We start from the raw sequence: 20911 nt of genomic DNA, 5'->3' as shown, positions 1-20911 counted from the left end.
CTAAAAAGTTTAACGCTATTTAAGAAACTTTAACGTCCTGATTTTGTGAATTAAAGTGGCTATTTTTGAGAATCCGGAACAAATTCCAGACTTATAGAATTCATACAATATCTTAATCCTGTAGGCTTCGGGCCATCATCGAAAACATGTCCAAGATGGGAATCACATCTTTTGCAAAGCACCTCCACCCTATCCATTCCATAGGACTGATCTCTTTTGTAATAGACGCCTTCTTTATCTGCTTCAAAGAAACTTGGCCAGCCGCAGCTGCTAGAGAATTTTGAGGTAGAACGGAAGAGATGATTTCCACATACAGCACAATAATACTCTCCTATCTCATCAAATTCGTTATATTTTCCGGTAAAAGCCCTTTCAGTCGCAGCTTCTCTTGCGATGGCATACAGGTCCGGGGCCAGGAGCTTTTTCCACTCTTCATTGGAAACATTAAGTTTTGTGGTATCTGTTCTGGAGTAGTATGGATTATTTTTTGCTTCTGTATTTTCCATAGAGGATTTTTTAATAGGTTGATATTTCTGCATACAGGAATGCAGTATAATTAATATAATAGCTGAAACTAAAAATTTCATTTCTTAATTAAGACTCTCCGGTTTTACCTGAAAAGACATAAAAGTTTGTATCTTTTAGAAGTTAAAAGCGCTGGTTAAGATTAAAAATGATTTCGTAACCAAATTTAGTAAATTTGAGAATATGAATGACGAAGCAAAAAGAAAACAGCTCAGAAAATATAAAGCATTTGCCACAGGATTATTTGTCCTGATGGCCGTTATTTTCATCATTACCACTTTACTACAGAAATCCAACACTTCCCATTGGGTCGGATATGTACGGGCTTTTGCCGAAGCGGCCATGGTAGGTGCACTAGCAGATTGGTTTGCTGTAACGGCACTGTTCCGTCATCCTCTAGGCCTTCCGATTCCCCACACCAACCTTATTGAAAACAGCAAACAAAAATTAGGAGATAATCTGGGAAGTTTTGTGGTCAACAATTTTCTTTCTCCACGGAACATTCGCCCTTATATTCAAAAGCTTAAAGTATCCCATTTTGTCGGAGAATGGCTGGGAAAAGAAAAGAACCAGGAAATACTGCTTAAAAACTTATCTGATATTGTACTGGATGTCCTCAATAAGCTGGATGACTCTGCAGTAAGTCAGTTCATCAGCAAAAAGGTTTCTGAGATGACCGATGATATTAAGCTTAATAAAGTAGTAGGAAACGGAATTGGCTATATTCTTGAAAAGAATGATCATCAGAGAATCATCACCAATCTTTCGAAACAGATCAAAGAATATATTCTTGAAAACGATGAAATGATTCAGGAACGTGTAAAGAAAGGCAGTTACTCATTTATTCCTTCTTTTGTAGATAATAAAATTGCTGATAAGATTGCTGACGGGCTTTCTGACTTCTTTAAGGAAATAGAGGAAGATCCTCAACATGAAGTAAGATCATTAATCACTCAGAAGATTCATGAATTCTCCATTGATCTGAAAGAGGATCCAAAATGGGATGAAGAGTTTAAAACCATCAAAAACGGTCTTCTGAAAAATGATAAACTGGATGAATATTCGAATGACATCTGGGTTTCTGTGAAAAAAACACTGATGAAAGAACTTCAGGAAGAACGTTCCGCATTGAAGAACTATGTTTCTAAAAATCTGAATGAGTTTGCACAAAACTTAAAGACAGATGAAAACCTTCAGAACAAAATTGACCATTGGGTACGTGTGACAGCCTATAAATATATTCTTAAAAACACCCATCAGTTTGGGAATCTTATCAGCACAACTGTTGGCAACTGGCAGGGAAAAGAACTGAGCGAAAAGCTGGAACTGGAAGTGGGAAAAGATCTTCAGTTTATCCGGGTCAACGGAACACTGGTAGGAGGCCTGGTAGGGCTTATTATTTATACCATTGCCCATTTTTTCATTTAAAAAACTAAAACCACACCCCCAGCCAACCATGAGAAAAATTTTTTCTGTATTCTTTTTCTTTTTCCTCACATCCGTGCTGTGTCAGAATGTTGAATTAAAGAAAACCACAGATACTACGCAGACTTTTACCGGAGAGATCAGCGGGATTCCCATTACCATACACCTTAACTATACGGGAATAGTAGATTGTGACCAATATCAGCATTATGTTGACGGATGGTACTATTATGATAAATACAAAAAGAAAATTCCACTCACTGGAATTTATGATTATTATGGCAATCTCTCATTATATCATTTTGGAACAAAGCAAAAACAGAATTCTATGCTGCTGAAGGAGCAGATCACATCACTTCAGAAAGTAGAAAAGACAGATGAAATAGCACAGAAACTGGCTCCACAGGAGTCTATAATATTTGAAACCCTCAGCACGAACAGTAATCCGATTTCCGGGCATTTTTATAGGGGTAAAAAAGAACAGCCGGTAAAGTTATTTACAGGTAATGTCATGATCTATCGCCTCAATAATTATCTCTATTTACCCAATAATAAAAAGATCAATACATACGACTTTATCAGCAAAGCAGGCGGAAATGAATTGGTCTCTTATGCTTCAGGAGAAAATGGGAACAGGGTCCTGCTTTATTTTGAGCAAACGTCAAATTTTAATGCCTGTGGGCAATGTGGGGCAAGCGATGGTGAAAAAGGCTACAGAGTTCTCTATTTTACAAAAGACTGGAACTATAAAAACTATGAAGAATTCCTTACTGAAAGCTGCCGGGAAAATATTTACGATGTTACCAGAACAAAATCCAAAGACAAACAAACGATTACTTATAAAATAGGTAAATCTGAAAGTTCTCCTGCCCATACACTTACCGTTGATATTAAAAATGCGACCGTCATGAAGTCAAAATAAAAAAGAGAGTCATATCAACTCTCTTCTATATTATCTCGGTAATCTGCCTGCTCTTTTTAGTAATTCCTGATTGATATTGTTAATCAGCTCTGGTCCTTCATAAATAAATCCTGTATACAACTGGACAAGACTTGCTCCTGCATCCAGCTTTTCCATGGCATCTTTTGCAGAATGTATTCCTCCTACCCCAATGATAGGGAATGCCCTGTTGCTTTTATCAGAAAGGTATTTAATCATTTTTGTACTTCTTTCCCGGATCGGCTTTCCGCTTAACCCTCCATTTCCTATCTGTTCTAAAACTTCCGGGGAAGTCTTCAGTCCTTCACGGTTTACAGAGGTATTGGAAACTACAATACCATCGATTTTTGTTTCTGCAATCAGCTCAATAATTTCGTCTAATTGATTGTCATTAAGGTCCGGTGCAATTTTCAGGAGTATGGGTTTCTGTACAGTTTTTGACTGATTTATTTTCTTTACTTCTGTAATCAGCTCTCTAAGATATTCTACATCTTCAAGTTTGGCATGACTTCCTACATTCGGGCAGCTTACATTCAGTACAAAATAGTCTACATAAGGATGAAGACCTTCAAAGCAGTCCAGATAATCCTGGGTATAGTTTTCAGGGCTTGTATCCGTATTTTTTCCGATGTTTCCACCGATGATTATTTTTTCTTTGTTGGATTTAAGTTTTTCAATAGCGGCCTGCAAACCGTCATTATTGAACCCCATCCTGTTGATGATCCCACCGTCTTCAATGAGACGGAATAATCTTTTTCTGGGATTTCCGGCCTGAGCTCTTGGCGTAACAGTTCCGATTTCTACAAATCCAAAACCTAAGTCTGCCAGTTCATTGAACAGTACTGCATTTTTATCAAAACCGGCAGCCAGTCCTACAGGATTTTTAAATTTCAATCCGAAAACTTCTCTTTCCAGACGTTTGTCTTCGACAGGTTTCGGGAAGAATAATTTAGTGAGAAATCCAAAATTCTTAAGTACCGAAAAAGTAAAGTGGTGGACATCTTCGGGATCAAATTTGAAAAGAATCGGACGAATGATCGATTTGTACATTGAAAAAAAGTTTTACAAAATTACTCATTTTAAAATTAATCATGGATTAACCTATGATATTTTATCAAAACGTCTGATATATAGTATCTATAAACCAGAAACATTTTGTCCAAACTGCGAATGAGTAAGATATTTTAACGCTACGATCGCAAAGAAATATGATCTGAAAACATTTTGTTCGCAAGGTCGTTTCACTAAACGAAGCCCGCGCTATCAGCCTTCCTGAATGAAGTGACTTAGCGATCAATAAATCATTCTTCAATAAACTTTGGAGCATTGCGTCAAAGCAATAGAAACAGAGAAATACCTACATCATCCCTGTCAAGATTTAAAAACCTTGACAGGGATATTAAAATCTTAAAGGTAAGCACCCAGATCAAAATTCAGAATATCTCCTACTCTTTTAAATTCCTCATCTATAGTAGCATTTACGGTAATTCTTTCGTTAGAAATAGGATGATTAAAAATCAACTGATGGGCATGAAGCGTCATTTTATTGATACCAAATGTTTGAAGCCACAACTTATTTTGTTTATTACAACCGTGTTTTCTGCAGCCTAAAATAGGATGCAGAATATGTTTAAAATGTTTTCTCAGCTGATGAAATCGTCCCGTTTCAGGAATGGCTTCTACCAAAGAATATCTTGAAGTCTGATGTTTTAAAAAAGGGAGATCTATTTCCGAAGTCTGCAAACGGCGATAGTTTGTAACTGCATTCTGCCTGACTTCATTTTCATTAATTAAATCATAATCAATCGTTTCTTCTTCTTTTGTCCAGCCTCGAAGAATGGCCAGATATTTCTTCTCTACTTCGCGTGAAGCAAACTGTTCGCTCATGATTTTAAGAGTGTCTTTATCTAAAGTAAAAAGCAGAACACCTGAGGTTTTCCGGTCTAACCTATGTACAGGAAACACTTTTTGTCCAATTTGTTTCTTCAGCTCCTGAATAGCATAGGTATCAGCTTCTCCGGCATAAAAGGATTTATGAACCAGTAATCCGCTGGGTTTGTTGATGGCAATAAGATGTTCGTCGCGATAAAGAATTTCTAACATGTTGCAAAAGTAGAGATTTTCAACCGATATAGCCCTGATTGCAACGGCATCCTTTTGCGAAGCAAAAGATATAGTGAAAAGCAGGTTCCCGGCTCCTAAATTCCTGCATCATAAAAACTTCCATCTTGCCGCTTCTATCTTCCCACATTTTCACTATTTTTGCACATCAGACGTTAAAAAAATTATGGCAAAGCAAGAAGATGTTTTCAAGAAAGTGATTTCTCACGCTAAAGAATATGGTTTTATTTTCCCATCGAGTGAGATCTATGATGGTTTATCCGCTGTTTATGATTATGGACAGAATGGGGCCGAACTAAAAAATAATATCAAACAATACTGGTGGAAAGCTATGGTACAGCTTAACGAAAATATTGTGGGTATTGATTCGGCAATTTTGATGCACCCGACAACATGGAAAGCATCAGGCCACGTAGACGCTTTCAACGATCCATTGATTGACAATAAAGATTCCAAGAAACGTTTCAGAGCAGACGTTCTGGTGGAAGACTACTGTGCTAAAATTGAAGATAAAGAAAACAAGGAAATCGAAAAGGCAGCGAAAAGATTCGGGGATGCTTTCGATAAGGATCAGTTTGTTGCTACGAATCCAAAAATCCTGGAATACAGAGCAAAAAGAGAAGCTATTCTTTCAAGATTGGCAAAATCTTTAGAAAATGAAGATCTTGCTGATGTAAAGGCTTTGATTGAAGAGCTTGAAATTGCTGATCCTGATACAGGTTCTAAAAACTGGACGGAGGTAAGACAATTCAACCTGATGTTCGGAACAAAACTTGGAGCTTCTGCAGATTCTGCAATGGATCTTTATCTGAGACCTGAAACGGCTCAGGGTATTTTCGTTAACTTCTTAAATGTACAAAAAACTTCCCGTCATAAGCTTCCTTTCGGTATTGCGCAGATCGGTAAGGCATTCAGAAACGAGATTGTAGCAAGACAGTTTATCTTCAGAATGCGTGAATTTGAACAGATGGAAATGCAGTTCTTCGTAGCTCCGGGAACAGAACTTGAATTCTACGAGCAATGGAAGCAGAAACGTCTGAACTGGCACCTGGCATTAGGGTTAGGAAACGAAAATTACAGATTCCATGATCATGAGAAATTGGCTCATTATGCCAATGCTGCTGCTGATATTGAGTTTAACTTCCCTTTTGGATTTAAAGAACTGGAAGGAATTCACTCAAGAACAGATTTCGACTTAAAAGCTCATGAGGAATTCTCAGGAAGAAAGCTTCAGTTCTTTGATCCTGAAAGAAACGAAAACTATGTACCTTATGTAGTGGAAACGTCAGTAGGATTAGACAGATTATTCCTTTCCATATTTGCACACTGCCTGAGAGACGAAGTGTTGGAAGACGGTTCTGAAAGAACAGTTTTATCACTACCTCCGGCATTGGCGCCAATTAAAGCAGCGATTCTTCCATTGATGAAGAAAGACGGCCTGGCAGAGTATGCAGAAAAGATCTTCAATGATCTGAAATACGATTTCAACTTATTCTACGAAGAGAAAGACGCGATCGGAAAACGTTACAGAAGACAGGATGCCATCGGTACTCCATACTGTATCACTGTGGATCACGACTCTCTTGTTGATCATACCGTAACGATCAGAGACAGGGATACGATGCAGCAGGAAAGAGTACCTGTGTCAGAGTTGAGAAGAATCATCGATGAGAAAACGAACTTCAGAAATTTACTTTCTAAAATATAGTATAAAAGCCCTTTTTCAGGGCTTTTTTTATTTTTTATACGTTCCAGACGAACATACCACAAAAAGTATTATTTTTAGCGGACTAAAAACTAAACTAAAAATAACCATGAAAAAACTGATTCTGTCTTCACTGACTGTGGCAGTGCTCTCAAGCTGTGTGTCTAATGATAATCCTGCTGATCACAGAGACAATAGCAATAATTCTCATAACAATAATAACGGGCCTCTTCATCTTGTAAAGAAAGCGACTGATGTTAGTCCGGGAGGTTCTACATATGTGGTGGAGTTTAAATATAATGGAAATAAGATTGTAGAAACCTACAATGCAGCAGATGACGATAGAGTTATTTATACTTACAGTGGAGATTATATTGCTAAAACAGAAGAATATATTGGCGGATCTCTGGTTCTTATGAGAGAATTCACCTATTCTAATGGAAGGCTTTCAACGGAAAAGATAACTGATAAAGAACAGGGAACACTTATTTATACTAAAATTTATCAGTATATCAGTGATACGCATGTTCAGTTTGAAGAATATAAAAGTGGAGCTTATAATCCTTCAACAGGAACGTATTCAAATCTTGTATTTGCACAGGTGGATGTTTATTTAACCAACAGCGGAAATGTGGCTTCAGCAAGCTATACTCATAATGGAATCACCTATAATATTACCAACACTTATGACACATTCAATAATCCTATGAAAGATATAAAAGGTTTTGTTAAGATCAATCTATTTGATGTAAGTGACGGGCAGATAGGTTATAATAATCTGCTGAACCAGACAGAGACTTACTCAGGCTCATCCAATGGAACCAACAAAATCAGTTCAGTTTATACTCTTAATGCAGATAACTACCCTACCAAAGCCGTTACCACTTATAATATCTCCGGTTATGGAACAAGCACTCATAACTGGCTTTACGAATACTATTAGTAACTTTTATATAGTAAGCTCTGAACTTATTTTCAGGGCTTTTATTTTTCATCAACATATCCGTTAATTTATTACTTTTATCCCTCAAATTTTAACCATGAAAAAAATAACACTAATGGTGTTTGGGCTGATCCAGACCTTTGCATTTTCCCAGACTCAGGATCTGACAACACTGGCTGCCGGAGATCACGTGGGCATGAATGCTCTATTTGATGATAAGGACAATCTTTACGGTTACGTTTCTTTATATTCTTACGGAAAATCCGGTGACAAGACCAAAAAGTTCGAATACGTAATCCTGGATAAAAACCTCAACCCTGTTGCCAATAAAGAATTTGAAGGAGATATCACTGCGGCCTCTTATTTAGGCTATGTTGATTTTAAGGGACAGATCATCCTAAAACCTTCCATGATGGATTATTCCCTGATAAAAAGTAAAGAGGTGTTTACTCCTGTTTCGATGGTAATAGATCCAAAAACAAACTCAATTACCCGAAAAATATATTATGACTATCTTGAGGATGGAACATTCAAAGAGATCAATGAACCCAAAAGCTGGAAAGAACAGCGTAAAGAAAACCGTGATGAGAAAAAAGAAAAAGGCTACAATTATGTCTCTGCTGTCGGAGAGCTGAAAGAAGGAGGTTACTTTGCCGTTGAGTACAAAGATTACGGAAAATATGAAAACAGCAACAGTCTGATAAAATTTGATCCGAATAAAAAGGAGGTCTGGAGATACAGATACAATACAGACGGAAGCAAAAAAGTGTATACCACTTTATCTGTTCTGGAAAGAGATGAGAACTATATGTACTGTATTATGAAAAAAGTGAATGACAAGCAGAAAACATTCAGTCTCATGGTTCTTGATATGAAAACAGGAAAGGAAACTTCCAACAAACCTGTTACAGGGTTATCTGATGATACAATAGACCGTATAGACTCTTTTTACTCCGGGTACAGGAAGATTGATAATGATAAAACTTTTGATGATAAAGTAGTGCTGCTGGGAAGAAACTATGATGATTCCGAATCAGTAGGATTTGCCAGAATGATCCTTAATAAGTCAGATTTCTCCGTAGATACGAAGGCGATCAATTATGAGCCCAATATATCGGCATTTCTTCCAAAGGTCAACAGGAATGGTATTGTAGAAAACGGCTATATGCTCCAGACCAAAGATATGTACTTTATGAATGACGGAAGCGTGGGTATTTTATCCGAAAAATACAAACCAGCAACTCAATATACCGCCCCGAAGACTACAGATCTTGTGTATATCTATACCGATAAAGATTTCAAAGTGAAAAACGTCCAGGTTTTTGAAAAGGAAAAATCAAAATGGGTAAACAGTGATTACCTATTCTCACAATACCTCAACGGAGGAAAAGATGTGGTATTTTTCTACCGTGACTATCAAAAAGATGAAGTCACCAGGCAGAAAAGATGGAATCTGTTTATCAATACCATTATTGACGGAAAATTCAAACAGGAGATCATTCCGATCTCTGAAAAAGATAATTATATAGTGACTCCGTATGTAGGAAAAGAAGGCTATATACTGCTTCGTGAGTATAATGAAAAGGAAAAGTTCAATAAGATCCGATTGGAGAAATTAAATTACTAAAATAATAAGAACCCTGACGAAACATCAGGGTTCTTTCTTTTATGTTTTGGCTAAAGTCAGCGGATTTTTTTTATTTCAAAAAGAGGCTAAAGCCCGTTTTTATTGATGTTTCACTTATAATGAAAATCAATTTACCTTTGCTATAGTATCATTCGTCTGGTAATAGTCTGCAATATTCTTTATTTCATCAAGGCTTAAGTTCCACATAAAGTTGAGGAACTGCTGGTAGCTTTCGCTTTGATTTTTAGGCTCTATCCTATCCAGATACCGGTTGAGGTTATAGTTTTTCCTTGCCTCATATATTTTGGAGAAGCATCTTCCCAGCCAGCTTTTATAATATTTTTCTTCCTCTTCATCCTGCAAAAACTGCATGGCAGCATATATTCCCAGTCCATAATCTTCAGAATGGAAATAATTGGGTAAAATTTCCATTCTTGCTGTTTTCTTTAATGTTATAAACAGATCCGAAGGCTTTTCCGGAGAAGCAGAAGCTTTCAGTTCTTCAAATGTTTTTTTAAGCATTTCAATCCTTCTGGAAACTTCAGGATGCGATGCCAGAGAATCTTTATTCAGTTTCTCTTTGTAAAAGTTGTAGTTGTATAATGAAAAATCTTCCTTTTTCATCCATTTTTCATTGAAGGCCTGTTTGGGAAGGTTAAACAGTTTTTTATACGTTTCTACCTTCAGTTCCCTTGGTGAAATTGTGTCAAAATCCTGTAATCTCTGCAGTGCATTGACAAACTCAGCCTTTTTAAAATCACTGTTTTTAAAAATAACATATCCTAAAGAGTCTGCCTGCATTTCATTTTGTCTTCTCTCTACCCCTTTCTTATAGACTGTATTTTTAAAAATATCAAAAGCTTTCTGATTCTGGATCTGGCTTCTGCTTGTTGTAGTAGATTTTATATTCTCAACAACGATTTTATCCAGCTTATCCTGTTCGATGATTTTTAAAAAGGTCCTCAGGGAATGCTCCTCTATTTTATGCCCCAGTTCATGGGAAATCACAGCAGCAATCTGCTCCTCATTATTCAGCCAGCTGTACAATCCCATATTGATAACAAAAGTTCCGTCAGCAAGGCAGTAAGCATTGGGCGTATTGTCCTTTGCAATCAGAATTTTCAGGTCTTGAGGAATTTTAGGATTATTCTTTTTCAGCCGTTGAATAATAGATTGTATACTGGTCTCAAACTCAGATTTAAAAATAAAGTCTTTATTTTTCACCTGCTTTTCAAAATCAGTTCCGAATTCTTTGTAAATTCTGGATAATTCAGAGCCTGTTTTCCCGGAATACTGGGACTTTAATCTCTTTATTGTTATTTCATTATTTGTCTCAAAATTCTTTAAGAACACCTTTCTCTTTGTATAATCTGCAGTATCTATCGGTTTATACATCTGTGCCATTCCCATCATCGAAAATAAAAGGTATCCCAATACAAAAAGTTTTCTGGTCATAGTTTTCATCAATAAGAACAAAAATAACTTATTTGCCGGTTCATTTTAAATTTTATTGTCAAATTATTTTAAATTTGTTTAAGACCCATTCATGAAAAAATGAGAATACTGAAGTATATGATAGGCGGAGCTGTAGCAGGCGCTGTAGCTGCTTATTTCCTGGGATATGATTATTTATTTAGTGGTATTTCCAAAACCTATCTGAAAGGAAAATCAAGCGCACACATTGATGACGGAAATCTTTTCCCAAGCCATCCTATTGCTGCTGAGAAACCCAAACGCTGGGAAAAAGATCCGGACTACAACAAAAAAGAGTTACCGAAACATTTAGTTGAAAACTTAAAACATTCCAGAACAGCGGCTTTTGTAGTCATAAAAAATGGGAAAATTCTTCATGAACAGTATTGGGGAGGTTATAATCAGTTATCACAAACCAATTCATTTTCGATGGCAAAAGCGGTGACGGTAATGCTATTGGGAAAAGCACTGGAAGAAGGCGTTATTACGGACATTCATGAAAAGCTTTCATATTTTTACCCGGATTTTAAAAATAAAGCATTTGGAAATCAGGTTACGCTTAAAAACTTGGCACAAATGGAAGCCGGGCTGGATTGGGATGAAAATTACAATAACCCTTTTCTTCCCAATGCTAAAGCTTATTATGGAAAAAGTCTTGTAAAAGCCCTATTCTCAAGAAAATTCAAGGAAGAACCCGGAACCAGGTTCGAATACCAGAGCGGTTCTACTCAGCTTCTTGGCTTTGCGCTCAGAAAAGCGCTGAATCAACCATTGGCAAGCTATTTATCAGAGAAATTCTGGAGGCCTTTAGGTATGGAACAAAATGCCAAATGGAGTACAGACGATTACGGTATGGAAAAAACCTATTGCTGTATTCATTCTAATGCCAGAGATTTTGCCAAGCTTGGACAACTGTTCCTGGATAATGGTAAAGCCGGAGATCAGCAGATCCTTAACGCAGATTTCATTGAACAGATGAGAACTCCAACAGAAAAGTCTGAAAACATTTATGGAATGGGCCTCTGGATCAACCATGACAATCCGGTCAGACATTATTATTTCCTGGGATTACAGGGCCAATATATCATCATGGTTCCGGAGCATAATATCGTTATTGTAAAGACCGGAAGCTATCTCAATAACCCCAAAAACGATAGAGGAAGACCTGATCAGGTAAAATTCTTTGTGAATGAAATTGTACAATTATTCCAATAAATACGATGGAAAAATACAGTCCTAAAATTGACGCATATATTGAAAAATCACAGGATTTTGCAAAGCCTGTCCTGCATTACATCCGTGAAACCGTTCATGAATTCTGTCCTGATGCTGAAGAAACTATGAAGTGGAGCTTTCCCCATTTTATCTATAAAGGGAAAAACCTGTGTGCTATGGCTTCCTTCAAGCAGCACTGTACTTTTGGGTTCTGGCTGGAAAAGGAAATGAAAACCATGCAGGAAATGACTCAGGATATTGAAAAAAACTCAATGTTCAGCTTAGGAAAAATTACCCGGATTGAAGACCTTCCATCCAGACCTCAGCTAAAAAAAGCGATTAAAGAAGCCATGGAACTTACAGATATGGGAGTCACCATGAAGAAAGCACCATCCTCCAAAACAGAAATGGACGTTCCTGATTATTTTCAGTCAGCCCTGCATGCCCGGCCAAAAGCACTGGAAGTTTTTGAAAAAGCTTCACCATCATTCAGAAAAGAATATATTTCCTGGATTACGGAAGCCAAAACAGAAGCTACCAGAAATAAAAGATTGGAACAGTCTCTGGAATGGATCGCTGAGGGTAAAGGAAGAAACTGGAAATATGAAAGGAAATAAATCTGATTATACATAAAATATTCTGAATCTTCACAATCCCTGAAGATCAGCTAAAAGCTCAGTATATGATATATTGAATCTTTCCCTCAATATTTCTCCTGTTTCAAATTCTTCCATAATGATATCATAATGGCCGGTTTGGGAAAAATCAAATGTTGAAATATAGATAAGCACGTTTCTCTTTTTCAATCCTATGGCAGTGGTATCTCCATTCCAGTAATTAACGAATTCATATCCGGAAATATCTTCTTTAGATAATTTACGCAATAAATTATTAACATCAGCAGTTTTATTTTTCATACACTAATAAATCCTAAGGGAAAAATAAACAGAATTTTTAAAATAAAATAATGTCTAGTGAAATCTGAAATTGGCTTCCGGTAATGTATTCTTTTTCAGGAAGGCTTCATATTCAGGGGACAGCTTTGCACGTCCGAAAGTATTCTCTCCGCTCATACTTCCCAGACGGACTTTATCCTTTCCGAACTTTCTGTTCATAGCATCCATTGCTTTCATCACGGGAAGGTGCTGATTTTGTATGTCTTCTTCAAAAAGGCTGATCTGTCTCTGATCCTCAGGAACAAAATCATTCACGATTACGCCAGCTCTTTTATAATGAAACCCGTCTCTGTAAATTGTTTCAAAAAGCTCGTTAACTACTCTTCCAATCAGAATGGATGAATTGGTAGGATTGGAAAGAATCCGGGTCATTGCATTTTTGTATTCGGGCAGATCTTTCCTGAATCGGTTGGTTTGTACAAAAACTGTAATCATTTTACAGCAGGTATTCTGCTTTCTCAATCTTTCTGAGCAATACATTCCAAAAGTTTCTACCCGTTCCCTTACTTCTTCTTTTTTGGTAATCATCTGCATAAAGCTTCGGGTAACTGCGATGGATTTTTTGGGAGAGGGAGTATCCAGCTCCAGCTGGCGAATTCCCTTCAGCTCGTTGATCATCCTTACTCCATGAATTCCCATGATCTTCCGTACCCACATTTCAGGTTTCTGAAGAAGGTCCCAGGCTTTGTATACTCCGCTGTCATTCATTTTGACAGCAAGTCTTCTTCCTATCCCCCACACATCCCCTATATTAAGCCATTTTAAGGCTTTTTCTATCTTTTCAGGAGTCTCTAAAATGTAAACTCCATTAAAATTCTCCGGGAAATCTTTTACAATCCTGTTCGCAACTTTACATAAAGTTTTGGTAGGCGCAATTCCTATACTTACGGGAATGTTTTCTTTCTCCCTGATCTCTTCTTTAATTTTAAGGCAGTACTCATACATATCGATATACTTAAATCCTGTTAAATCAAGAAAAAGTTCATCAATACTATATACTTCATGATCAAGCACATAGGATTTGGCGATATTGATGACCTGCTGACTTTTATAATTATACAATTCAAATTTTGCAGAAAAGCTTTTTACATCATGTTTCTGAAAGAGTTCTTTGTATTTGAATGCAGGAGCCGCCATCGGAATTCCCAGGTCTTTCGCTTCTTTACTTCGGGATACAACACAACCATCGTTATTGGAAAGAACCACAACGGGTTTGCCTTCAAGATCAGAATCTAAAGTCCTTTCACAGGAGACAAAAAAATTATTACAGTCAACCAGAGCGTACATGACAATTGCATCATAAATATTGATACAAAATTATAGTTTTTTAAGAATAAAATTATCTTTTAGACTATAATTAACATCATATTTAACAAACTGAAAAACAAACGAATAAATTTTTATAATACGACAGGTTCTGTCGCATTAGCGCTTTAATTTTGTTTTCAAAAACTTTCTTGCATAAGCGCATCAACCGGCGTTTAAATCATCTTTAAACGTTCCTCCTCAAGGTCAATTTGATAGAGCTGATGACGGATGATTTCTTCATTCACGGAAACATCCTTGTTGAGCTCTGCGAGAAACTGTCTCTGGCTTTCCAGCATTTCAAAAAAGACAGCTTTATTTTTGTCATTCATCCATTCCGTATCATTGGTCTGTATCTTTTCTTCCCAGTGTTTCAGCATCCTTTCTAATCCGGCATGGCTGTTCAGCTCACTTTCATGCTTATTTTTAAGGAAATGATAAACATGCTGTTTCAGCTTGTGCTTTATTTCATCTCTAGACTGTCTGTCCTTCTCTTCATCTGCAAAATCGTCAAATACGCGGCCATATGTGATCAGATATGGAAGTGTAAGTCCCTGTACAAGTAATGTAAGCAGAATCACAACAAAAGTAATGAAGAGGATAAGATTCCTGTTGGGAAAAGGAAGCCCGTTTTCGAGGGTTACCGGAATAGCCAGGGCAGCAGCTAATGAAACCACCCCCCTCATTCCCGTCCATCCAAGTATAAGAGGCATCATCAGGCGTCTTTTTACAGAAGATGCGCGGGGTGCTACACTGGGACGGAAAATAATTGTAGCTACCATTGCTGCATAGGAGCTTATTATTCTGGCAGCAATAAGAATACCGGTCACCAAGATCCCATATTGAATGGCTATTCTCAAAGGAATACCTTCAGACCTGAGTCCCCCGACAATTTCAGGAAGTTCCAGCCCGATAATTAAAAATACAATGCCATTCAGAATGAAAACAAAACTTTCCCAAACACTGTAGCCTCTTATACGGCTGGTACTGTTAAGGAATATCATTCTTTTACCGGACATGTACAGCCCACCGCAGACTACCGCTAAAACCCCGGAACAATGAAGCTGTTCTGCCACCCAGTACATCAGATAAGGCTCAATAATTGTCAGTGCAATATCTGATGAAGGTTCTGTAGGAAGCCGTTTATGAGCCTGCACAAAGATCCATGCCAGCAGCAGTCCGATACCTGCACCTCCGGTGATCATCCATAAAAAATCCAAAGATGCTTCCTGCCATACAAATTGTCCGGTTCCTACCGCTATCAGCGCAAAACGGAATATAATCAGTGATGAGGCATCATTCAACAGACTTTCTCCTTCCAAAATAGCAGAAGTCGCAGACGGAACTTTTACAAACCTCATAATAGCTCCCGTACTTACCGCATCAGGGGGAGATACAATTCCTCCTAAAAGAAATCCAAGAGCAATCGTAAATCCGGGAATAAAGTAATTCGCTGTAACGGCAACTGCCAAAGCTGTAAAAAAGACGACCAGAAAAGCAAAGCTTCCGATAATCCGCCACCATCTTTTCATTTCTTTAAAGGAAATAGACCATGCTGCTTCAAATAGTAAAGGAGGCAGAAAAATAAAAAAGATGAGATCCGGATTGATCTTCACAACCGGCAAGCCCGGTACAAAGCTGACAAGCAGCCCAAATACAACAAGTAAAATGGGATAAGCAATTTTCAGTTTTGTTGCCCACATGTTCAGCAGCACAATCGCTGCTATCATAGCCAATAAAAAAGGTAGGATGGTGTGCATTTGATATTGTGTTTTTTGAACATCATATTTACTACTTCTATTTGATTTTTAAAAATTTAAAGGCTGTTTTTTTCCTGTTTTTTTATGATGAAGGTTAATTTATATCCTATACATCTGCTGGCATAAATGTTTTTGCCTGAGACTGAATAGCGTAGAATTTAATATAAAATTCAAATAAAACACGTCAAGTTTCGTCGCTTCTGCGCTATACTTTTGTCCTGTAACAAAATAAGAAATATGGACAAAGTAACCTTAGAAAGAATTCAGAAACTTCATCCGTTGGTAAGAGATGAAGTAAAGCAGATTATCCAGGAATGTGATGAAGCACTTACCGGAAGAGCACGGGTACGAATCACTCAGGGGTTAAGATCTTTTGAAGAGCAGGAAAAGCTTTATGCGATCGGAAGAATTACTTCAGGAAAAAAGGTGACCAATGCCAAAGCAGGACAAAGTATTCACAATTACGGACTTGCAGTTGATATTTGCCTGATGATTGACAGAAAAACAGCAAGCTGGGATACTGTAAAAGACTGGGATAATGATCAGGTAGCAGACTGGTACGAGTGTGTAAAAATTTTTGCCCGTCATGGCTGGGACTGGGGTGGAAACTGGAAGACATTTAAAGATCTTCCCCATTTTGAAAAAAAGAATATTCCCTCTAAAAAAGAAGCTGTAAAAACCAGCTGGAGAACTCTTTTAAAGATGCCCAGAGATAAGCAGGGGTATGTTATTTTTTAATTCTTATTTATTGAAACAAAACGAACAACCACTTGATTTAACGCAATTTAAACCAATTAAACCAATTAAAATTATTTATAATACGACAAGTTCTGACGCTTCCTCCTTCTATATTTGCTTTATAAGAAAAACACCAAGAGCATCCTCATAAATAAGCTAAAACCAATAGACATTTTTCAGAAATCTATTGGTTTTACTTGTCTAAAGCTGCTCAATGTTTCTTCTAAAAAATGAAAAAAATAATATGAAAAAGACAACCATTCTTTCTTTGGACGGAGGCGGAATAAGAGGAATCATCACCTGTATTATTCTGCGTTACATAGAAGAACAGCTACAGCATTATGATAAACCCACCGCTAAGCTTGGGGATTATTTTGACCTGGTGGCTGGCAGCAGTACCGGAGGTCTGATTGCTTCTATTATTCTATGTCCTGATGAAACCCGAAAAGCAAAATATTCTATTCAGAAAGGTTTGGAATTGTATGCGGAAAAGGGCGGCGATATCTTCCAGGTTTCCTTTTGGGAAAGGCTGATCAATCCATTCGGATTATTGAATGAAAAAATTCCACAGGAATCACTTGAAAGGAATTTAAATGACTTTTTTGGGAATCTAGAATTAAAAGAATTAATAAAACCCTGTTTAATAACAAGTTATGACATAGAAAACAGAAGGGCAAAACTTTTCAACTCATGGAAAGCCAACCTCAGCACAGATAACTTTTATGTAAAAGATATCTGCAGAGCCACTTCAGCGGCTCCCACCTACTTCAGCCCCGTTCAGATCAAATCAATGTACGGGCAGATTTTCAGCCTGATTGATGGCGGAATGTTCGCTAATAATCCCGCCCTTTGTGCTTATGCAGAGGCAAGGAAAATCCCTTTTGCTGAAGTGTTGAAAAATCATCAGAAAGCCAATTATCCGAGCGTAAATGATATGATCATTATCTCTATCGGAACCGGAATTGAAGCCAGGCCTTATCCTTTTAAAAAACTGGAAAAAGCAGGGAAAATTGGATGGGTAAACCCAATCGTTGACATTCTGATGTCTGCGAATGCCGAAACAGTAGATTATCAGCTGGGACAGATGTTCCAGACTTTAGGCCTCAGAAACCAGAAAAATTATTACCGCTTGAATCCTTCACTGAAAAATGCTTCTCCGGCAATGGACAACGTCAGAAGGTCTAATATTGAAAATCTGATCCAGGCCGGATTAAGTTATATCGATGATAACAGGGAAACATTGAACCAAATTGTTCAAAAACTCATCAAAAATAAAATATAAGCTTTTTAACTTATAAAGAGATAATATAATCTTTAAAGCTTATACAAAAAAAATAAAACATTTTTTAAACACGTCAAGTTTTGTCGTTTTGGCCCAATATCTTTGGAGTATCAAAAAAGACACAAAATAATAATCCAAAAAATCTTAAAAACCTTTGAATTCGAGATTCACCTATCCTGAACAACCCAAGATATGTTCAAAACATAATCCTCATTTTATAATACAAAAAGTAGAAACCCCAGATCATCATCCAGATCTTCCCTTCGATCAGGGCCTCTATACAATAGAATGGAGCGATATCGAAAATATTGAGATGGATTACGAAAATTATCTCAACGATATAGAAAGCTTCTTCAGAGAAGATTTTGAGAATGATATTCTCGGAAAAGATTCATTTTAAATATTAAAAAAACTAATAACCATACTCAGTTCTGACGCTGTCCGGTATTCCTTTTATAATCTCTAAATACGCGCAAAGCAGTCTCATTAAACTTTCTCAACACTTTTGAATTCACCATTCACAAAATGCTGGACAGCCAGAACTATGTCTTAAATACAGCATAGAAATAGACCTGCTCTATTACAAGGCAGTACATAACCATCAATTTATTAATTAATACATCACACAACGTTTTATGAAAACAAAACAAGAATTAAAAAAATACTTCGAAAACGGAGATATTCCGGTTCAGGAAGAATTCTGGGAGTGGCAGGATTCTTACTGGCATAAAGATGAAATGATTCCATTAAACCAAATTGCCAACATTGATGCCTTAAGTGTTGGGGGCCTCTTAGAAAATATAAAAACAGGAGGAATTAGGGAATGGGTTCTGGGTTCTTACAAAGCAGGGGAAATTGTTCGGTATCTTAATATTTTATGGAAAGCCAAAATAGATATTACAAGTGCTGTTCCAGGGAATAATGCTAATTGGGAGGTTTATTTCCCTTTTCCTAAGTCACCGGGCATTTTTACCTCACATTCCACCACCTTGACCATTGATACAGTTGCTAATACAGTTACACTAATTGGTACTTCAACAAATAAAATTATTACCAATCAAGGTGTATTTAATGTTCGGGCACAATCTGTTGATACTTCGGCCAATCCGACATATTATGCAATTGTCTATAATACATTAAGTACAAATGCAAGAGCGGTTACAATTTATGATAATGCGGCAAGGCCCTTAGGCATTAATGACTATGTGTTATTTTATGTTTTAAATTTAAATTCAACACTACAGGATATTTTCGGAGCCAAAGGATATACACTAATCAATGCAAATGGGACAACTGCTTACCCAGTAAAGCCTGTCGCATCTGCTGATGTTTTATATAATAAAACATTTTCAACCTGGCAGGAATTGAGAACTTCAGATGAAAAATTCTGGCTTAGTAAAGCCATTTTAGACGCGGAATTTTATAATGTAAAAGACAATGCGGTGGTAACATTCTATGGACTGGGGAAAAACGTTACTGCTAACAATTCATACCTTGGTTTTATTTATGCGGAAACAGGTAAGCCCGCTCTGTTTCTATATGCAGATGAATTTAATAATGCTTTTTCTATGTCTTATGATCCTGTATTACACTCAGGAGTAAAAACGTATTATCTACGATCAGGGACTAAAAGAGAATCTAATACGACAATATATGGAAAAGTAACAATTGACTGGTCTCAAGTTCCCAACCAGAAAAGAGTGGTTGAAAGTAATTCAGGAGTTAGCAATAATAGTAACTTAAGTAGGATATTATATAAAAAATCAGAAGTTTTTAATAATCCTTTAGGATTTGTAAAATTTGCAAGGTCCTACAGTTTTAATAATTATTATTCTGCCCCAATATTAGATAGTTATGAAGGTCCGGATGGTTCTGGCATTCCCCAAAAGCCCTATGAAGACTGTAGAGAATGGTCATTAAAATGGGATGAACTTATCACCAATGTACCTCCAGGATACTCAATTATTAAGGAAACGCTTACAACTGATGTTCCTACAGATACAAATGCCGAAGGGAAACTGCCAATTTATGGCTATACATTTTTACCTAACAAACTAAGCGCTGGCGATCCTACCGGAAACAACGCTCAGACATTGCCGAGGATTTTTTTAAATTGTTCAATTCATGGTTTTGAAAAGACTCCTTCATTTGTTGTTTATGAACTCATGAAACAAGTTCTGACAAATTGGAAGTCACATCCGTTTTTAGAATATTTGCGATTTAACGTTGAGTTCGTGATTATTCCCTTTGCCAATCCACACGGATGGAACGCTGGATCCGGTGCAGGAACTCGAAAGAATTATAACTCGGTTGATTTAAATAGAAATTTTCCGGCATTCTGGGCAGGTGGCGGTACTTCTACAGACCCTACCTATCCTGGTCTAGCAGCGTTATCAGAAATTGAGTCTCAGGCAGTATATCAATTTATGCAGAAAAAAATTACATCAAATACGATAATGGGTGTAGATTTTCACAATTTCCATGGAACACCGCAGGCAGATCCAAAAAATTATAATATGGCGTGGGTCGTAAATCTTGGTTCTGAATTAGGCCAAAGTTCAGCCAATATTTTAATGAAAGAACTGTCAGCAAAATATAAGGCGAAATCTTTATTAATTCCACAATCTGATGATTATTGTATCGGACAGTCAAATAACTATAACGGCCCGGGCTTTAGTGGTTCTGCTATGAAATCTTTGGGAGCTCTTTATGCTTCAACATTTGAGGTCTGTCAGAACTTCCGATTCAATCCAGCTTTTAAAAGCCATGACAGTGATGCTATTACTTTTGGCTTGGAAACATTTACCAACTATTTACGAATTTTTCTGGCCGAACATTTAGAAGAATATAACAGAACAAAATAAACTATCAAAAATCTTTTGCAAGTTTATTTTTA

General features: G+C 37.0%; 18 protein-coding genes. 11 read left to right on the top strand and 7 right to left on the bottom strand.

Annotation, left to right across the window (positions count from 1 at the left end; genetic code table 11):
* Positions 1–59: 59 nt before the first annotated feature.
* Entirely contained in the window at positions 60–539 is a 480-nt protein-coding gene (msrB, locus tag AC3FI7_RS17470; protein WP_142726366.1) for a peptide-methionine (R)-S-oxide reductase MsrB, read from the bottom strand.
* A gap of 169 nt (positions 540–708) precedes the next feature.
* Here msrB and AC3FI7_RS17465 point away from each other — a divergent pair, with 169 nt between their 5' ends.
* Both AC3FI7_RS17465 and AC3FI7_RS17460 read left to right on the top strand, forming a co-directional pair.
* Positions 709–1953: a DUF445 domain-containing protein gene (locus AC3FI7_RS17465; protein ID WP_142726365.1), complete on the top strand. Its 1245-nt coding sequence runs from the start codon at positions 709–711 to the stop codon at positions 1951–1953.
* A 28-nt stretch (positions 1954–1981) separates the two neighbouring features.
* Positions 1982–2872, top strand: coding sequence for a hypothetical protein (locus tag AC3FI7_RS17460; protein ID WP_142726364.1), 891 nt, complete (start codon positions 1982–1984; stop codon positions 2870–2872).
* Positions 2873–2902: 30 nt separating this feature from the next.
* Here the strand turns inward: AC3FI7_RS17460 and AC3FI7_RS17455 are convergent, their stop codons facing one another.
* Both AC3FI7_RS17455 and AC3FI7_RS17450 read right to left on the bottom strand, forming a co-directional pair.
* Positions 2903–3940, bottom strand: coding sequence for a quinone-dependent dihydroorotate dehydrogenase (locus AC3FI7_RS17455; RefSeq protein WP_491460603.1), 1038 nt, complete (start codon positions 3938–3940; stop codon positions 2903–2905).
* 357 nt (positions 3941–4297) lie between these two features.
* Entirely contained in the window at positions 4298–4993 is a 696-nt protein-coding gene (locus AC3FI7_RS17450; RefSeq protein ID WP_142726362.1) for a pseudouridine synthase, read from the bottom strand.
* A gap of 184 nt (positions 4994–5177) precedes the next feature.
* On the opposite strand from AC3FI7_RS17450, the gene AC3FI7_RS17445 reads away from it, so the two are divergent.
* The 3 genes from AC3FI7_RS17445 (at position 5178) to AC3FI7_RS17435 (ending at position 9286) form a co-directional block, all read left to right on the top strand.
* Complete coding sequence (locus AC3FI7_RS17445) at positions 5178–6719, top strand: glycine--tRNA ligase (protein WP_142726361.1); 1542 nt, start codon at positions 5178–5180, stop codon at positions 6717–6719.
* Between the two features lie 106 nt (positions 6720–6825).
* Entirely contained in the window at positions 6826–7659 is an 834-nt protein-coding gene (locus AC3FI7_RS17440; protein ID WP_491460602.1) for a hypothetical protein, read from the top strand.
* Between the two features lie 97 nt (positions 7660–7756).
* Entirely contained in the window at positions 7757–9286 is a 1530-nt protein-coding gene (locus AC3FI7_RS17435; protein WP_142726359.1) for a hypothetical protein, read from the top strand.
* Positions 9287–9412: 126 nt separating this feature from the next.
* On the opposite strand, the gene AC3FI7_RS17430 is transcribed toward AC3FI7_RS17435, so the two are convergent.
* A complete protein-coding gene (locus AC3FI7_RS17430) occupies positions 9413–10741 on the bottom strand; it encodes a M48 family metalloprotease (RefSeq protein WP_491460601.1) in 1329 nt (442 codons plus the stop codon).
* Between the two features lie 99 nt (positions 10742–10840).
* Between AC3FI7_RS17430 and AC3FI7_RS17425 the strand changes: the two genes are divergently transcribed.
* Together AC3FI7_RS17425 and AC3FI7_RS17420 are read left to right on the top strand one after the other, a co-directional pair.
* Positions 10841–11974, top strand: a complete 1134-nt coding sequence (locus AC3FI7_RS17425) for a serine hydrolase domain-containing protein (RefSeq protein WP_491460600.1) — start codon at positions 10841–10843, stop codon at positions 11972–11974.
* Between the two features lie 5 nt (positions 11975–11979).
* A complete protein-coding gene (locus AC3FI7_RS17420) occupies positions 11980–12591 on the top strand; it encodes a YdeI/OmpD-associated family protein (protein WP_491460599.1) in 612 nt (203 codons plus the stop codon).
* A gap of 30 nt (positions 12592–12621) precedes the next feature.
* Here the strand turns inward: AC3FI7_RS17420 and AC3FI7_RS17415 are convergent, their stop codons facing one another.
* From AC3FI7_RS17415 to AC3FI7_RS17405, 3 genes are all read right to left on the bottom strand, one after another.
* Positions 12622–12891, bottom strand: a complete 270-nt coding sequence (locus tag AC3FI7_RS17415; protein ID WP_491460598.1) for a hypothetical protein — start codon at positions 12889–12891, stop codon at positions 12622–12624.
* Between the two features lie 54 nt (positions 12892–12945).
* Positions 12946–14217 carry a Y-family DNA polymerase gene (locus AC3FI7_RS17410; protein WP_491460597.1) on the bottom strand — a complete coding sequence of 424 codons (1272 nt, stop codon included), beginning with the start codon at positions 14215–14217 and terminating at the stop codon, positions 12946–12948.
* A 194-nt stretch (positions 14218–14411) separates the two neighbouring features.
* On the bottom strand, positions 14412–15995 hold the full coding sequence (locus AC3FI7_RS17405) for a Na+/H+ antiporter (protein WP_343660366.1): 1584 nt from the start codon (positions 15993–15995) through the stop codon (positions 14412–14414).
* Between the two features lie 237 nt (positions 15996–16232).
* On the opposite strand from AC3FI7_RS17405, the gene AC3FI7_RS17400 reads away from it, so the two are divergent.
* The 4 genes from AC3FI7_RS17400 to AC3FI7_RS17385 all read left to right on the top strand — a co-directional run bounded on the left by AC3FI7_RS17400 (position 16233) and on the right by AC3FI7_RS17385 (position 20879).
* Positions 16233–16733, top strand: coding sequence for a M15 family metallopeptidase (locus AC3FI7_RS17400; protein WP_142726352.1), 501 nt, complete (start codon positions 16233–16235; stop codon positions 16731–16733).
* Positions 16734–16977: 244 nt separating this feature from the next.
* Positions 16978–18015, top strand: coding sequence for a patatin-like phospholipase family protein (locus AC3FI7_RS17395; RefSeq protein ID WP_142726351.1), 1038 nt, complete (start codon positions 16978–16980; stop codon positions 18013–18015).
* A gap of 154 nt (positions 18016–18169) precedes the next feature.
* The gene (locus AC3FI7_RS17390) at positions 18170–18415 is read left to right on the top strand and encodes a hypothetical protein (protein WP_491460596.1); all 246 of its coding nucleotides are present in this window, start codon (positions 18170–18172) and stop codon (positions 18413–18415) included.
* Positions 18416–18650: 235 nt separating this feature from the next.
* The gene (locus tag AC3FI7_RS17385; protein WP_491460595.1) at positions 18651–20879 is read left to right on the top strand and encodes a M14 family zinc carboxypeptidase; all 2229 of its coding nucleotides are present in this window, start codon (positions 18651–18653) and stop codon (positions 20877–20879) included.
* Positions 20880–20911 lie beyond the last annotated feature (32 nt).

The sequence above is a fragment of the Chryseobacterium sp. TQ-BC-N36 genome, from assembly GCF_058382295.1.
The sequence above is the reverse complement of the archived record's forward strand: the minus strand, read 5'-3'. Positions and strand labels throughout refer to the sequence as shown.

What these genes read in the sequence shown, in the direction of transcription:
- AC3FI7_RS17415 (WP_491460598.1), bottom strand. Translation starts at nt 12,891, where the DNA reads ATGAAAAATAAAACTGCTGATGTTAATAATTTATTGCGTAAATTATCT.
- msrB (WP_142726366.1), bottom strand. Translation starts at nt 539, where the DNA reads ATGCAGAAATATCAACCTATTAAAAAATCCTCTATGGAAAATACAGAA.
- AC3FI7_RS17460 (WP_142726364.1), top strand. Translation starts at nt 1,982, where the DNA reads ATGAGAAAAATTTTTTCTGTATTCTTTTTCTTTTTCCTCACATCCGTG.
- AC3FI7_RS17430 (WP_491460601.1), bottom strand. Translation starts at nt 10,741, where the DNA reads ATGACCAGAAAACTTTTTGTATTGGGATACCTTTTATTTTCGATGATG.
- AC3FI7_RS17440 (WP_491460602.1), top strand. Translation starts at nt 6,826, where the DNA reads ATGAAAAAACTGATTCTGTCTTCACTGACTGTGGCAGTGCTCTCAAGC.
- AC3FI7_RS17455 (WP_491460603.1), bottom strand. Translation starts at nt 3,940, where the DNA reads ATGTACAAATCGATCATTCGTCCGATTCTTTTCAAATTTGATCCCGAA.
- AC3FI7_RS17465 (WP_142726365.1), top strand. Translation starts at nt 709, where the DNA reads ATGAATGACGAAGCAAAAAGAAAACAGCTCAGAAAATATAAAGCATTT.
- AC3FI7_RS17395 (WP_142726351.1), top strand. Translation starts at nt 16,978, where the DNA reads ATGAAAAAGACAACCATTCTTTCTTTGGACGGAGGCGGAATAAGAGGA.
- AC3FI7_RS17410 (WP_491460597.1), bottom strand. Translation starts at nt 14,217, where the DNA reads ATGTACGCTCTGGTTGACTGTAATAATTTTTTTGTCTCCTGTGAAAGG.
- AC3FI7_RS17420 (WP_491460599.1), top strand. Translation starts at nt 11,980, where the DNA reads ATGGAAAAATACAGTCCTAAAATTGACGCATATATTGAAAAATCACAG.
- AC3FI7_RS17400 (WP_142726352.1), top strand. Translation starts at nt 16,233, where the DNA reads ATGGACAAAGTAACCTTAGAAAGAATTCAGAAACTTCATCCGTTGGTA.
- AC3FI7_RS17435 (WP_142726359.1), top strand. Translation starts at nt 7,757, where the DNA reads ATGAAAAAAATAACACTAATGGTGTTTGGGCTGATCCAGACCTTTGCA.
- AC3FI7_RS17405 (WP_343660366.1), bottom strand. Translation starts at nt 15,995, where the DNA reads ATGCACACCATCCTACCTTTTTTATTGGCTATGATAGCAGCGATTGTG.
- AC3FI7_RS17425 (WP_491460600.1), top strand. Translation starts at nt 10,841, where the DNA reads ATGAGAATACTGAAGTATATGATAGGCGGAGCTGTAGCAGGCGCTGTA.
- AC3FI7_RS17385 (WP_491460595.1), top strand. Translation starts at nt 18,651, where the DNA reads ATGAAAACAAAACAAGAATTAAAAAAATACTTCGAAAACGGAGATATT.
- AC3FI7_RS17445 (WP_142726361.1), top strand. Translation starts at nt 5,178, where the DNA reads ATGGCAAAGCAAGAAGATGTTTTCAAGAAAGTGATTTCTCACGCTAAA.
- AC3FI7_RS17450 (WP_142726362.1), bottom strand. Translation starts at nt 4,993, where the DNA reads ATGTTAGAAATTCTTTATCGCGACGAACATCTTATTGCCATCAACAAA.